The sequence below is a fragment of the Acinetobacter sp. V91_7 genome (genome assembly GCF_031799075.1).
Lineage (GTDB): Bacteria > Pseudomonadota > Gammaproteobacteria > Pseudomonadales > Moraxellaceae > Acinetobacter > Acinetobacter calcoaceticus.
The window spans coordinates 562501-577654 of sequence record NZ_JAVQNT010000043.1; the positions used below are offsets into that span (position 1 = coordinate 562501).

General features: G+C 37.9%; 14 protein-coding genes. 9 read left to right on the forward strand and 5 right to left on the reverse strand.

Annotated elements, in window-relative coordinates:
* Positions 1–46: 46 nt before the first annotated feature.
* Positions 47–517, reverse strand: a complete 471-nt coding sequence (locus RMB03_RS17685) for a hypothetical protein (protein WP_311077098.1) — start codon at positions 515–517, stop codon at positions 47–49.
* A gap of 121 nt (positions 518–638) precedes the next feature.
* On the opposite strand from RMB03_RS17685, the gene RMB03_RS17690 reads away from it, so the two are divergent.
* The 6 genes from RMB03_RS17690 to dapC all read left to right on the forward strand — a co-directional run bounded on the left by RMB03_RS17690 (position 639) and on the right by dapC (position 7433).
* Complete coding sequence (locus RMB03_RS17690) at positions 639–1361, forward strand: AzlC family ABC transporter permease (protein WP_311077170.1); 723 nt, start codon at positions 639–641, stop codon at positions 1359–1361.
* A 1-nt stretch (position 1362) separates the two neighbouring features.
* Positions 1363–1704 (forward strand): L-valine transporter subunit YgaH, encoded by a 342-nt coding sequence (gene ygaH, locus RMB03_RS17695; RefSeq protein WP_003651314.1) that lies wholly within the window; start codon positions 1363–1365, stop codon positions 1702–1704.
* A gap of 132 nt (positions 1705–1836) precedes the next feature.
* Complete coding sequence (locus tag RMB03_RS17700; RefSeq protein WP_056479469.1) at positions 1837–2226, forward strand: tautomerase family protein; 390 nt, start codon at positions 1837–1839, stop codon at positions 2224–2226.
* A 103-nt stretch (positions 2227–2329) separates the two neighbouring features.
* Positions 2330–3547: a formate-dependent phosphoribosylglycinamide formyltransferase gene (gene purT / locus RMB03_RS17705; RefSeq protein ID WP_080632523.1), complete on the forward strand. Its 1218-nt coding sequence runs from the start codon at positions 2330–2332 to the stop codon at positions 3545–3547.
* Positions 3548–3574: 27 nt separating this feature from the next.
* Positions 3575–6238, forward strand: a complete 2664-nt coding sequence (glnD, locus tag RMB03_RS17710; protein WP_003651309.1) for a [protein-PII] uridylyltransferase — start codon at positions 3575–3577, stop codon at positions 6236–6238.
* 25 nt (positions 6239–6263) lie between these two features.
* Positions 6264–7433 (forward strand): succinyldiaminopimelate transaminase, encoded by a 1170-nt coding sequence (gene dapC / locus RMB03_RS17715; RefSeq protein WP_311077171.1) that lies wholly within the window; start codon positions 6264–6266, stop codon positions 7431–7433.
* 50 nt (positions 7434–7483) lie between these two features.
* Here dapC and RMB03_RS17720 read toward each other — a convergent pair whose 3' ends face one another.
* From RMB03_RS17720 to msrB, 4 genes are all read right to left on the reverse strand, one after another.
* On the reverse strand, positions 7484–8116 hold the full coding sequence (locus RMB03_RS17720; RefSeq protein ID WP_311077099.1) for a LysE family translocator: 633 nt from the start codon (positions 8114–8116) through the stop codon (positions 7484–7486).
* A 64-nt stretch (positions 8117–8180) separates the two neighbouring features.
* On the reverse strand, positions 8181–9026 hold the full coding sequence (locus tag RMB03_RS17725; protein ID WP_311077100.1) for an AraC family transcriptional regulator: 846 nt from the start codon (positions 9024–9026) through the stop codon (positions 8181–8183).
* Positions 9026–9511, reverse strand: coding sequence for a glutathione peroxidase (locus tag RMB03_RS17730; protein WP_003651303.1), 486 nt, complete (start codon positions 9509–9511; stop codon positions 9026–9028). Before RMB03_RS17730 ends, RMB03_RS17725 begins: the two co-directional genes overlap by 1 nt.
* A complete protein-coding gene (gene msrB / locus RMB03_RS17735; protein ID WP_005041267.1) occupies positions 9508–9927 on the reverse strand; it encodes a peptide-methionine (R)-S-oxide reductase MsrB in 420 nt (139 codons plus the stop codon). The genes RMB03_RS17730 and msrB overlap by 4 nt, the downstream gene beginning before the upstream one ends.
* A 239-nt stretch (positions 9928–10166) precedes the next feature.
* Here msrB and RMB03_RS17740 point away from each other — a divergent pair, with 239 nt between their 5' ends.
* The 3 genes from RMB03_RS17740 (at position 10167) to RMB03_RS17750 (ending at position 15136) form a co-directional block, all read left to right on the forward strand.
* Entirely contained in the window at positions 10167–11597 is a 1431-nt protein-coding gene (locus RMB03_RS17740; protein ID WP_017390498.1) for a pyridoxal phosphate-dependent aminotransferase, read from the forward strand.
* Positions 11598–12072: 475 nt separating this feature from the next.
* Positions 12073–13380 (forward strand): dicarboxylate/amino acid:cation symporter, encoded by a 1308-nt coding sequence (locus tag RMB03_RS17745; protein ID WP_311077102.1) that lies wholly within the window; start codon positions 12073–12075, stop codon positions 13378–13380.
* Positions 13381–14068: 688 nt separating this feature from the next.
* Positions 14069–15136, forward strand: coding sequence for a type II asparaginase (locus RMB03_RS17750; protein WP_311077103.1), 1068 nt, complete (start codon positions 14069–14071; stop codon positions 15134–15136).
* Positions 15137–15154 lie beyond the last annotated feature (18 nt).

Genomic DNA, 15154 nt, shown 5'->3' on the forward strand with positions numbered 1-15154 from the left:
AGCAAAAAAGCGAGATTGATCATCTCGCTTTTTATATTTGTCTGCTTTATTTTGGAGAAGTATTTCCAAGATTTGGCGTATCGATCGCATCCTTACATTGCGCTTTATCCCGCTCATAATCTGCTTGTTTCTTAGCAGCAGAATCATTATTTTCAAGCGTTTCGCGTGCCCACACATCTAGACTCGTTAAAGCTTTACGACAAAGTGCGTATTTCCCTTCTGTCACTGAGTCAGTCATTTTCACATTAATACGCCAGTCCGTACTCAATTGACGTAAAGGTTTACGAACTTTGTCATCGATTTGACTCAGTTGCTTTTCATAAACCAAATGCTCAACCGTATTAATTAATGTCCATGCTTTTTGAGCATAAACAGTTGCATCATTGGTTAGTTTCGGTGCTGGTTTAATTTCTACTTTTTTTTCTGCACCCTGATTACCATTGTCACAGCCCTGCAATGTAAAAATACCTGCACTCAACATGGCGATATAAACTAAACGAATCTTTGCGTTGAACATATCAAACTGCCGATTAAACATTTCGGCACTATGCTATTAAATTCGGCTACAATACTCAATCTTTCAAGTATTTTTATCATTTGGTTTATTGCCAAGGTGCATTGTGTCCAAACAACAATTGATAGCTGATCAAACGGCAACTTTTTGGCAAGGTGCCAAAGATAGTCAAGCTATCGTACTCACCTATTTACCCGTTTCTTTTGCCTTCGGTGTTTCTGCATCTCAGTTTGGGTTTACACCATGGGAAGCTTTTTTCCTATCTTGCTCAATGTATGCTGGAGCCAGTCAGTTCTTGGTTGTCGCACTTTTGGCCAGCGGTTCATCCATCTGGTTAACGGCATTAACCGTCATTGCACTTGATATTCGCCATGTGCTTTATGGACCTGCCCTATATAACCTCATTCCAAGCAAGTTAAATCTTAAAAAAACGGCGGTTTGGGCATGGGGATTGACCGATGAAGTTTTTGCAAGTGGCATGATCCAACTTTCACAACGTCGTCAGCAATGGTCTGAGTCTTGGATGTTAGGACTTAGCTTATTTAGTTGGATGGCTTGGGCAAGTGGCTCTTTACTAGGCGGATTATTTGCAGATCAGGTCACTCATCTTCCAAAGTTTTTACAAGCAGCATTAGATTTTTTACTTCCAGCTTTATTTTTGAGTTTCTTGTTAGCGGCTTTTGAGCGAAAACATAGCCTCGTAGTCGCTGTATCTTTAGTCGTTTCAGCTTTAGCCTGCTATTGGATTAACTTATCTGCGGCTATTTTTATTGGTATTCTTTCAGGCATTTTGGCAGGCCTGTTTAAACATTATGTTTTAAGACAACAAGAAGAGGTCGAAGTTTAAAATGAACCTAGAGATTATTCTGGTCGGCATAATTGTGGGTATTGCTAATTTCGCCTCACGTTTTGGACCATTCTTTGTTATACAAAAGCTGCAAGGTACACAGCAAAGACGCGGTTCAGTCTGGTTAAAAATTGCTTTGGGAAGCATTGGTATATCTGCAATTAGCGCCATGCTTGTGGTTGCGACCCTTCCACCACTTCTTGAAAATCCAGACAAGAGTTTCGCCATGCTTATCGGTTTTCTGGTTTTAGCAGGCCTTTATTTTAAATTTAAGAAAATTGTTCCAGCAACTTTAACTGCCGCAATTGTTTATGGCCTGATCTATACTTATTTACCTTTATAAATAGATAAACTCATCTTCCTTATATACACTAAAACCTAGCCAGAAGCGTTTAAGATTGAAACTTCTGGTATGAAAAATCTAATTTTTTGAATTGATTAAAAAGATAACTTCATCTACCTATTAGAGATAAAAATGTCACAAATTAAAATTTACGCAAATGAACAAACGATTATGCAATATCGAGAATTACTTTCTCATGCCATACATCAAGCCCTCATTGAAGAATTGAAATATCCGGTTGAGAAAAGATTTCAACGTTTTATTAGCCTTAAACCGGGAAACTTTATTTATCCTTCTGACCGTAGCCAACACTACATCATCATTGAGCTTTCAATGTTTATAGGTCGTAGTACAGAAACGAAAAAGAGACTCATCCAAACATTATTTCGCAATATTGAAGAACAATGCAAAATAGCGCCTCAAGATATCGAAATTACGATTTTTGAAACACCTAAAGAAAATTGGGGTATTCGCGGTAAAAATGCAGATGAGCTACTTTTAAACTATCAAGTTAATGTCTAAATAAAGTACATTCTTAATTGTCCGACAAAATTCATTTTTTATGCGTTATAAGGCTTAACTCCATCATAAGTTCTGCTATGCTTAAAAAAATAATTTTGTCAGGATGATTCGCATGAGCGTGACACTCGGTACCCCACTTCAATCTTCTGCATTTAAAGTTTTACTGTTAGGTTCAGGAGAGCTTGGCAAAGAAGTTGTAATTTCACTACAACGCCTTGGTGTAGAAGTACATGCAGCCGACCGTTATGATCATGCGCCAGCCATGCAAGTTGCGCATTTTTCTTATGTGCTAAATATGGCTGATCCTACTCAATTAAAACAACTCATCGAAAAAATTAAACCGAATTTAATTGTTCCAGAAATTGAAGCCATCGCTACAGAAGTTCTTGTTGAAATTGAAGCGAGCCAAACTGCAACTGTCATTCCTTCAGCTAAAGCTGTAAACCTGACAATGAACCGTGAAGGTATTCGTCGTCTTGCTGCTGAAGAACTTGGTTTACCTACCTCTGCTTACCGCTTTGCAGACTCACTAGAAAGCTTCCGCGCCGCTTCTGATGATATTGGTTATCCAAATTTTGTAAAACCAGTGATGTCTTCTTCAGGTAAAGGTCAATCTCGTGTAAAAAGCTTCGATGAAGTCGATGCTGCTTGGGAATATGCGATGCAAGGTGGTCGTGTTAACCAAGGTACGGTCATCATTGAATCTCAAATTGATTTTGATTTTGAAATTACATTACTTACCGTTCGCGCTAAAAACCCTGAAACTGGTGAAATCGAAACTCACTACTGCGACCCAATTGGTCACCGTCAGGATGCAGGTGATTATGTAGAAAGCTGGCAGCCTCAACCAATGACACCTGCTGCACTTGAAGAAGCAAAACGTATTGCAAATAAAGTGACAACAGCACTGGGTGGCTGTGGTATTTTCGGTGTAGAACTGTTTATTAAAGGCGATAAAGTCTGGTTCAGTGAAGTATCACCTCGCCCACATGATACAGGTCTAGTGACTCTAGCATCGCAATTTCAAAGCGAATTTGAACTGCATGCTCGTGCAATTTTAGGATTACCAGTGAACACAGCTCGTCATAGTGTTGCTGCGAGTGCAGTTATTTATGCAGGAGTGGATGCCAACAACTTAAGCTACAGTGGCTTAAATACGGCGTTAGCCAATCCAAATACTGACCTACGCCTGTTTGGTAAACCAGAAGGTTTCAAACGACGTCGTATGGGTGTGGCAACTGCTCGTGCAGAAAATACTGATCTTGCTCGTACTTTAGCGAAAGAAACCGCTGATCAGGTAAGCGTAAAAACCAACTCTTAATATTTACTTATTGGTAGACCCATTTTCATGATCAATACATCGCCATTGCTGAACTACGTTACAAGCCATCATGATATTAAAGCCATTAATCAATGGCGAACGGATGTAGAAAAGCAATTGCAGGATTCATATGAAAATGGGCAATCTATTCGAGAAGTCATTAAAGCGCGCTCAGACCTCGTTGATGAAGCACTGATCTTTTTATGGAAACATGCCGAACTCGACCAGACAGGATTAGGTCTTTTTGCCGTAGGTGGTTATGGGCGCCGTGAAATGTTGCCCTATTCTGACGTTGATATCATGATTTTGTCAGAACATGAAATTAACGAAGAAAACGAAAAGCGTATTTCTACATTCATTTCCTCTTTGTGGGATGTTGGCAATTTCAAGCCCGGCATTAGCGTTCGTACCATCCAAAGCTGTGTTGAACAAGCTGCAACAGATCTAACCGTTGCAACTACTTTAATTGAAGCTCGTTTAATTACTGGTAATAGTCAACTTGCAAAATGGCCGCGTCGTATTGTTTCGCAAACGTGGACAGACAAAACATTTTTTGATGCAAAAATGGCTGAACAAGCTAAGCGTTACCACCAACACAACAATACTGAAAGCAATTTAGAACCCGATATTAAAAATGCACCGGGTGGCATTCGTGACATTAACCAGATTGGCTGGATTGCCAAGCGTCATTTCCGTGTGAACCGCATTTATGACTTAGTACATCTAGGTTTTATTTCAGAGTTTGAATTAACAGTTTTAGAAGAAGCTGAAAGTTTTCTTTGGGAAATTCGCCACCACTTACACCGCTTAGCGAAACGTGATGAAAACCGTCTTTTGTTCGATCATCAAAGAGAAATTGCGGCTCAATTTGGTTATGTCCGTCAAGAAGGTCAGCCTGTAAATTACGGTGTTGAGCAGTTCATGAAACGCTACTACCGTACCGCACAACAGGTTTCTACCCTCAATGAAATGTTGTTGGCCTATTTTAGCGAATCGGTCATTACTCCACGCTTACCAAATTACGAACGTAAAATTGAAGAAGTTAATAATCATTTTAAAATCGTTGATAACAAGCTTGCCGTACAACACCACAAAATATTCGCAGAACACCCAAGTGCTATTTTAGAATTATTCTATATTTTGGCTAATCGACCGGATATTGAAGGCATCCGCGCTCGTACTTTACGCTTACTTATTCTTGCTGCAAAACGCATTAATCAAAATTATCGAGATAATCCCGAGCATCAAGCACTGTTTATGTCGATTATTCGCTCACCCTATCGTCTATACGATACTTTGGTTGCGATGAAGCGCTATGGTGTTTTAGGAAACTATATTCCAGCATTTGGCCAAATTATGGGGCTTATGCAATATGACTTATTCCATATCTACACAGTCGATGCTCACACATTATTATTGCTGCGCAACTTAAACCGTTTTAAAGAACCCGAGTTTGCTAAAGAATTTCCTGTTGTAAGCTCTGTTTTCCAACGTCTCGCACGTCAAGATATTGTATTTATTGCTGCATTATTTCATGACATTGCTAAAGGCCGCGGTGGAGACCATAGTGAACTCGGTGCAGAAGATGCAATCGAGTTTGGACGTGCGCACGGCTTTACAGAGCGTGAATGCAAATTAATTGCATGGCTCATCCACAACCATTTGCTCATGTCACTAACTGCTCAGAAAAAGGATATTTCCGATCCAGATGTTGTTAAAGATTTTGCTGAAAAACTTGGCGATATGGAACATCTTGATTATCTATATACCTTAACGGTTGCCGATATTAATGCGACGAATCCAAAACTGTGGAACACATGGCGTGCCTCACTTATGCGTCAACTTTATACGCATGCCCGTGATGTAATTCGTACAGGTTTAAGTCGTCCTGTTGACTATCAAATGCTGATTGAAGACACCAAATTTGCAGCGAGTGAATTATTGGTAAATAACTTCTCGTTGGCAGACGTCGAAAAAGTATGGCAAGAACTTGGTGATGAATACTTCATTAAAGAATCGGCAGATGAAATTGCATGGCACACTCAAGCAATTTTGAAACACGGTGATAATCCAGAGCCATTAGTACTGTTGCGTGCTCACCGTAAAGCTGCCCAAGATGCAGTGCAAATCTTTATATATACACGTGACCAACCCAACCTTTTTGCCACCACTGTTGCAGTTTTGGACAAAATGAATTTAGACGTTCAAGATGCAAAGATTATCACGGCAAGTACGGCATTTAGCTTAGACACCTATGTTGTGCTTGATCGTTTCGGGACATTGCTGACCGACCCTGAACGCGAAGAAACCGTTAAAACTGCATTAGTAAAAGCGCTTAGTCAGCCAGATCAATATCCAGGACTCATGCAACGCCGAATTCCACGTCAACTACGTCATTTTGATATTGAAAATACAGTTGACGTTACATTGAATGAAGCGTTACAGCAAAACATGGTCGAAATTTCAACACTTGATCACCCTGGCCTACTTGCACGCGTAGGTGGCTTATTTATGATGCAAGGTTTAGACATCCATTCAGCTAGAATTGCAACTTTAGGTGAACGTGCAGAAGATATTTTCTTTGTCACGAAAAAAGATGGAAAACCGTTAAATAACGAAGAGGTCAAACTCTTCTCGGAAAAGCTTAAAGCTGCATTAGATGAAGCATCTAATCAAATTTGTCAGCACTGAAACTCAACTAATTGGTAACTGTTTAATGAACTCTAGCTTGTCGTTATTGCACCCGTATCCATTTGAAAAGTTAAACCAGCTTTTTAAGGATATCACTCCTGCTCATCTTCCATTGATTCCACTATCAATTGGTGAACCTAAGCACCCAGCACCAGAGTTTGTTAAACAAGCAATTATTGATAACTTTAATCATCTATCAACTTATCCGAATAGTAAGGGTTTGCCAGAGCTTCGCCAAAGTATTGCAGAGTGGTTAACCAAGCGCTTCAAACTGAATAGCATTAATGCAGAAAATCATATTTTACCTGTATCAGGCACTCGTGAAGGGATTTTCTCATTTGTTCAGGCGCTCATTAACCGTGAAGACGCGCCGTATGTAGTAATGCCGAATCCGTTTTATCAAATTTATGAAGGTGCAGCCCTACTGGCTGGTGCAAAACCTTATTTCATCAATTGCACCGAAGAAAATGGCTATTTAGGTGATTTTGATGCTGTACCAGCAGAAGTATGGGAAAAAACAGCCCTTCTTTTTGTATGTACTCCAGGTAACCCAACAGGTACTGTGCTTTCTAAAGAGCAATTCAAAAAGTTAATTGCCTTGTCTGATCAATATAATTTTGTTATTGCTTCTGACGAATGCTATTCAGAGCTTTGGTTCGATCAAGCACCTACAGGTTTACTAGAAGTTTGCGCAGAACTTGGTCGTGATGACTATAAAAACTGTGTCGTATTCCATTCACTTTCTAAACGCTCAAACTTGCCGGGTTTACGCTCAGGTTTTGTAGCGGGTGATGCAGAATTATTAAAACCATATTTGCAGTACCGTACTTATCATGGTGCAGCAATGCCTGTTCAACATCAGCTTGCATCAATTGCAGCATGGAATGATGAAAGCCATGTTGAAGAAAACCGTAAACAATATCGTGCAAAATTTGATTTATTCCAAACCGAACTAGGTCACTTATTACCTCTGCAAAAGCCAGATGCTGGTTTTTATTATTGGTTAAAAGTTGATAACGATGAAACTTTTGCCAAGATGTTAATGGAAAAAGCACATATTAAGGTTTTACCTGGCCGTTATTTATCTCGTGACACAGATCAAGGTAACCCTGGGGGAAATCATGTGCGTATGGCTTTAGTTGCCGATTTAGCGCAATGCGAAGAAGTAGTTAAGCGTTTAAAAGTAATTCTCTAAGCATAAGTAAATTGTACAGCCTTTAATATTACTAAAGGCTGTACACTACATTAACTATAAATAACCAGCAGTACTGCAAAAAATATAAAAGCCAGACTAGAGCAATAATATAAGCCCTTAGCAGAACGTTTAATCTGTTCTAGAACCCGATTTTGAAGCAATAAGCGAACCAATAATAAGTTCCAACCAAGCACAACCCCAGTCATCCACGTACTCATCAGCAATTTTTGAAACAGACTAAAGTCATGCTGAATGAGCAACATTAAGCTGCTATAAAACATAATATTTTTCGGATTAAGAAGACTAGATTGTATTCCTAACATTAAACTTTTAATTTTATTCTGGTATTTTTGTTCTTGATCTATCAAACCATTTTTTTCAATAGCAAAAGTTAAGGTGCCAGACCGAGCAGCACTAAAACAATGGTAACTCAAATAAACCAAATACCCAGCCCCAAGCCATTTAAGTACTAAAAGAATGTTCGTACTCAAATTTCCAAGCAACATAAATCCAAACATACACGCCATCAAAATCAAGGCATTACCAAAAGTAATTCCCACAATGACACCATATGTATAGCGCGAACCTTTTTGTAAAAGACTGGTGAGAATCAGAAAGAAGTCAGGTCCAGGAGATAACAAAGCTAAAAAGTGAGTAAAGGCGATAACTAAAAAAACTTCCATAACGGTTTCATCTGTAAAACAGTATGGAATAGCTTAAAAATAGAGAAAAATAATTTCTTGTAAATTATTGCGCGGCAACGAGTTGGAACTGACGAGGAGTGATTCCTGTATGGGCTTTGAAAGCTTTATGAAAATGGCTCTGATCACTGAAGCCTAAATTTACAGCTAGCTCTGCAAGTGGAATGCCTTGTTTTAATTGTGCTCTGGCCTGATTAACCTTTAAATTAATTTGAAATGCATGGGGTGTTAAGCCCACATTGGTTTTAAATAGGCGAATGATTGCATATCGACTAAGGCCTACCTGTTGGGCAAGCTCTTCTAAAGAAATAAATCGTTCGGATGATTTAATAATATGAATCAAGTCCAAAAAGCTTTCATACAAATATTGAGTTTTCTGTATTTCTTCTAATATAAAATGAGGTAATAACAACTGTGTAAGGCAATATATAAGCGACTGTTCTTTTTCGAGAATTAATTTTTGAGAATCAAATAAAGTTTCATTCATATCAGAAAAAGCCTGATATAAATTTTCATCTTTAATAATGAGAGGTCTATGCTGGGGCAAATTTAAATCAAAGCCCTCTTTTTGAAACTCGGCGTACCATTGATTAAGCCAAGATATATCCAGATGCAGCATCTGGTAACTCCAAGCCTGATCAGGAACCGGGTTACAAGAATGTTCAATGTGGGCAGGCACAATGACTAATGTGCCGGCAGAAATCTTTTGTGCTGTACCAAATGAGCTTTGAAAAACGCTATTCCCTTCGTCTATAGCTCCAATTGAAAATGTTGGATGACTATGAGACTTATAACATGTTCGGCTAAGACAAGACCTTCTGGTTTCAACATAAGGCATTCGCCCATCTTGCCAAAACTCAAAAGCTTGGGGAATAGCGTTCATTGAATTCATTAACTTGCTAATGCTTTTTCAATATCAGCTTCTAAAGCTTCTGGTTTAGTCGTAGGAGCATAGCGATTTAACACAGCGCCATCTCTTCCCACCAAAAATTTGGTAAAGTTCCATTTAATCGTGCTACTGCCTAAAATACCTTTAGCTTCACGTGTTAAATATCTAAAAATCACATGAGCTTCCGGTCCTTTTACATCAACTTTTGCAAACATCGGGAATTTCACCCCATAGTTGCGCTGACAAAAAGTACCGATCTCTTTATTGTTACCAGGATCTTGCCCCCCAAACTGGTTGCAGGGAAAACCTAAAACTTCCAAACCTTGATCTTTATATTTCTCATAAAGTTTTTCAAGGCCAGCAAATTGTGGTGTAAAACCACATTTACTCGCAGTATTTACAATTAGTAAAACTTTACCTTTGTAATCAGCTAATTGCTTAACTTCACCCTCTAACAGTTCAGCTTCAAACTGATAAATATTACTCATGGATAGGTTTCCTCATCATTTTTTTCTTGTGATTTCAGTTGTAATGATGCCGAGTTTACACAATAGCGCAAACCAGTCGGCTGTGGTCCATCTTCAAAAACATGCCCTAAATGGGCTTCGCAATCATGACAAACAATTTCTGTTCTGACCATACCATGCGATAAATCGTCATGTTCTTCAATTGCGGTTGCCTCAATCGGTTTAAAGAAGCTAGGCCAACCACAACCACTGTCATATTTAGTATCTGATGAGAACAATTCTGCGCCGCAGCAACGGCAGACATAGGTACCATGTTGCTTAGTATTCCAGTATTGCCCCGTAAATGCAGGTTCAGTGCCCTTTTGTCGTGTAATCCGATACTCTTCTGGTGATAACTCTCTTTGCCATTCCCGGTCTGTTTTATTGACTTTTCCCATGACATGCACCTTTATTCTGATGTAAACATTTCTGATGATTGAGTTTTTATATTTACGCCATTCATCACAAAAACACTAGTCTCTGAACGTAAAATTTGTTGGAATTTAATCATCTAAGCAATAGAAAGCAAAAAGTAAGCAAAATTCAAAATCAAAAGTAAGCAAATTTATGTTTTATTTTCTTCCAAGGAAGCAAAGATGGTGCTATTCTTGTTTGGCACGGTTGTATAGGACAAAACATGTCTCAGAAAAAAAGTGTGCTTTTCCAGCAACTATTACCAGTTATCAAACAGTATCAGCAATCGGGCTTTACCCATGAAAAAATTGTTGAATTACTAAAAGATCAACACGATCTAAATTTGGTAACAGTTAAAACATTTAAAAGTTATTTATACCGATATGCAAAAGTGAATCCAGCTATGTCTAAAAATACTGCTACCCTCCAATCCATGCCAACTTCTCGAGAAATAAAGAAATCATCGAAGCTTGAGCATGTTTGTTATGACATTCGCGGACCAGTATTACGAGCCGCCAATGAAATGGAAGAGCAAGGACATAAAATCATTAAGCTAAATATCGGCAACCCTGCTCCATTTGGTTTTGAAGCCCCACAAGAAATTATTAATGACGTTGCTTTAAACCTACCAAATGCAATTGGTTATGTTGATTCAAAAGGTATCTTTCCAGCACGTAAAGCTATCTGCCAGTATTACCAACAAAAAGGCATCCTAAATATGCACGTGAATGACGTGTATATTGGTAATGGCGTATCTGAACTTATTGTCATGGCGATGCAAGGCCTATTAGATGATGGCGATGAAATGCTAATTCCGATGCCAGATTACCCTCTCTGGACAGCAGCGGTTAATCTTTCAGGTGGTACAGCAATCCATTATAAATGTGATGAAGAAAATAGCTGGTATCCAGATATTACTGATATTGAAAGTAAAATTACGCCGAACACACGCGGCATTGTCATTATTAACCCGAACAACCCGACTGGTTCAGTATATCCACGTCATGTACTTGAACAAATTGTCGCACTTGCAAAGAAACATGACTTAATTTTATTTGCTGATGAAATTTACGACAAAATTATTTATGACGGCATTGAACATGTTTCGGTGGCGTCATTAGCTGGTGACCAGCTATGCGTATCTTTTAATGGCTTGTCAAAAGCTTATCGTATTGCAGGTTTCCGTTCAGGATGGATGGCAATTACTGGTGACAAAAGCCGTGCTGCTGACTATATCGAAGGTTTAGATATGTTGGCATCTATGCGCCTATGTGCAAACGTTCAAGCTCAATATGCGATTCAAACCGCCCTTGGAGGATATCAATCAATCAATGACTTGATTCGTCCAGGTGGCCGTTTATACGAACAGCGTAATATTGCCTGGGAAATGCTAAATGAGATTCCCGGGGTAAGCTGCGTGAAACCAGAGGGAGCAATGTACTGCTTCCCTCGCCTCGATCCGAACATCTATCCAATTGAAGATGACGAAAAATTAATGCTTGATTTGTTGCGTGCAGAAAAAGTGTTATTGGTGCAAGGTACGGGCTTTAATTGGCCAACTCCAGATCATTTCCGCGTGGTTTTCTTACCTGCTGAAAATGAATTACGAGAAGCAATTACTCGCTTAGGTCGTTTCTTAGCCAACCGTCGTTAAAAAAATGCATATCAAAAAAGGCATCTTAAATTGGATGCCTTTTTTGATAATTCTATTTTATTATTTAAAAAAATAATTATCGCAAATACTTTCACCTTTCTAGCTATTTTAAAACAACACTTTGAAGTTAAATGTTTTTCATTGGAAATTTAATTCTTTTAATCTTTAAATTCACTTTAATAATTCATTTATATATTTTTTACCATACGTTTAAATTTGTGTGTAATTTCGCATTTCTCTCAATATTCATTATGCAAAAAATTCATGGATCAATATATTTTTGCATTTCACACTGCTTCAAAATCGAGCAACAATCCCCTTCCATAACAACATCACCATATTCGATTCGGTTTAAACAGATACAGATATCTAGGAAGATAAAATCGTTAAAACGACCGAACTGAACTAACAAGGAAAGCTTTCAATCATTCAAATCCCATCAAAGGATGATTGAATCAAATGGATAGAGGTTCATATGAAGCAAAAGAAATTGCTCAAGTATATTGTTGTTGCTATTTTACTTGGCATACTGACAGGTTGGATTTGTCACCACTTCTTTAATGAAGGTGAACAATTGAAGCAAATCGCTTCTTATTTCAGCATTATTTCAGACATCTTTTTACGCTTAATCAAAATGATTATTGCTCCACTGGTATTTGCCACAATTGTTGCAGGCATTGTATCAATGGGGAAATCTACATCAATTGGAAGTATTACACTTAAGTCAATGACTTGGTTTATTACTGCTTCGTTTGTATCGCTTGCCATCGGTATGGGATTAGCTAACTTCTTCCAACCTGGTGCAGCTTTAGATTTAGCATTACCAACAGCTCAACAACTTAGTGGCGCTTCTCTCCCAGCGACCACTGGCTTTACACTACAATCATTCTTAAGCCATGTTTTCCCACGCAGCATTGCAGAAGCAATGGCCAACAATGACATCCTACAAGTACTCGTTTTCTCAATCTTCTTTGGTTCAGCTCTTGCTTTTGTAAATCAAGGTAAAGAAAAAGACTCTGTCATTATCCGTTTGACTGAAGAACTTAGCAAGATCATGTTCCGTATTACCGATTACGTCATGATGTTTGCACCTTTTGCAGTATTTGCTGCAATCGCTTCAGCAATTACGGTACAAGGTTTAGGCTTGATTGTTGACTACGGTATTCTAATCGCAGAGTTCTATTTCGGTCTTCTGTTGCTTTGGATTATTTTGTTCTCTGTTGGTGCAATCGTACTTAAAAAAGATATTTTCCGCTTAGGCAAATTAATTCGCGAACCTGTAACACTTGCTTTTGCTACAGCTTCAAGTGAATCTGCCTACCCTAAAGTAATGGATGCACTAAATAAATTTGGTGTACCTAAAAAAGTGACTAGCTTTGTATTACCTTTGGGCTATTCATTCAACCTAGATGGTTCAATGATGTACACCACGTTTGCAGTACTGTTTATTGCTCAAGCCTACAACATTGACCTTAGCTTCACTCAACAAATCTTAATTCTGTTAACGCTTATGGTGACAAGTAAAGGTATTGCGGGTGTATCACGAGCTTCTATCGTCGTTATTTCAGCAACACTTACCATGTTCCATTTACCTGAAGCAGGCATTCTCTTATTGCTTGGTATCGATCAGTTCCTTGATATGGGTCGTACTGCAACAAACGTAGTAGGTAACAGTATTGCTACTGCCGTAGTTGCTAAACTTGAAGGTGATAAAGTAACTGACACTGAAGAACTACCAGAGCCTGTATTAATTAAATCAACTCAAGAACAAACGACCGCTTAAGTTTCTCTTTTCTCCCACTCTCCCAACTTAAGAGCAATTTTATATGACCTTATAAAATTGCTCTTCTTTTTATTCTAAAATTAAACAATAAAAATTTATCTGTATTTTCATATTAAATAATGAACCAAAAAATGCGTTTTAACTCCTATTAAATTTTCTTAAAGTAAACCTTAAAAAGAGAATAAAAATCACCCAAATAGAATTTATATTCTTAGAAACAAACATCAAGTGATTAAATTTTAATTCATTTTATTACAACTTAATTATATTAAACTATTGTAATTATTATTTAGCTTCTCTACCAAAAAAAATATATAATTTATTTTACAAATAATAACTTTTACAATCAACACTATATAAATACCAAATGGTAAATAAAAACCCCATCATACCCATTATTTTTTAATTTTATAAAGATAGAAAAATCATTTGTTTTCTTTATATTAAAAAGTAAACAAATCGAGATAAATTAGAAAAACTTAATAGATTTTTTATTTTATTCATGATATTTATTAACGCTGAATAAAAGCAATGACTAAGTAATTGTTGGTGAAACAAAATGCTATTCAGGGATGCTTCTTATTCAGCAAGTTACGAATATGTTTTACATGGTATGTATTTTGCTTAGGAAAAGCAGACATATTCGACAAACTTTTTTTACTTTCGTCACTTCATAAGGATATTTTCGATGTTGACTAAAACTGTTAAATCTTTAGGTTTAGCGATGGGCTTATTGGCCTGCTCTCTCCCACTTTACGCAAAAAACAATGTAGTTGTTGTTGCCACTGGCGGTACTATCGCAGGTGCTGGTGCAAGTTCAGCAAACAGTGCAACTTACACTGCTGCGAAAGTTCCAGTTGATGCCTTAATTAATGCAGTTCCACAAATCAAAGATTTGGCGAATGTAACTGGTATTCAGGCATTACAGGTCGCTTCTGAAAGTATTACTGACAAGGAATTATTACAAATTGCTCGTCAAGTAAATGAGCTGGTGAAAAAACCATCTGTTAATGGTGTTGTGATTACTCACGGTACAGATACTTTAGAAGAAACAGCATTTTTCTTAAATCTGGTTGTTCACACTGATAAGCCGATTGTTATTGTTGGTTCAATGCGCCCTTCAACTGCTCTTTCAGCAGATGGCCCACTTAACCTTTATAGTGCAGTTGCTTTAGCATCTTCTGATGATGCAAAAAATAAAGGCGTTATGGTTCTTATGAACGACTCTATTTTTGCTGCGCGTGATGTAACTAAAGGCATTAACATTCACACAAATGCTTTTGTTAGCCAATGGGGTGCTTTAGGTACATTAGTTGAAGGCAAGCCATACTGGTTCAGACAGTCTGTAAAACGTTTTACAAATGCTTCAGAATTTAATATTGAAAATATTAAAGGTGATGCACTTCCAATGGTACAGATCGTTTATGGCTCAGACTCTATGCTTCCAGATGCTTATGAAGCATATGCAAAAGCTGGCGCTAAAGCGATTATCCATGCAGGTACTGGTAACGGTTCAGTTGCGAACTATATCGTACCAACTTTACAAAATCTTCACGACAAGAATGGTATTCAAATTATCCGCTCATCACGTGTTCAACAAGGTTTTGTAGTGCGTGATGCCGAACAACCTGACTCTAAATATGGCTGGGTAGCAGCACATGATTTAAATCCTCAGAAAGCACGTCTTCTTGCAGCATTAGCTCTTACCAAGACTACCGATGCTAAAGAAATTCAACGCATGTTCTGGCAGTACTAAGTTTTTCAACCAGCTCAA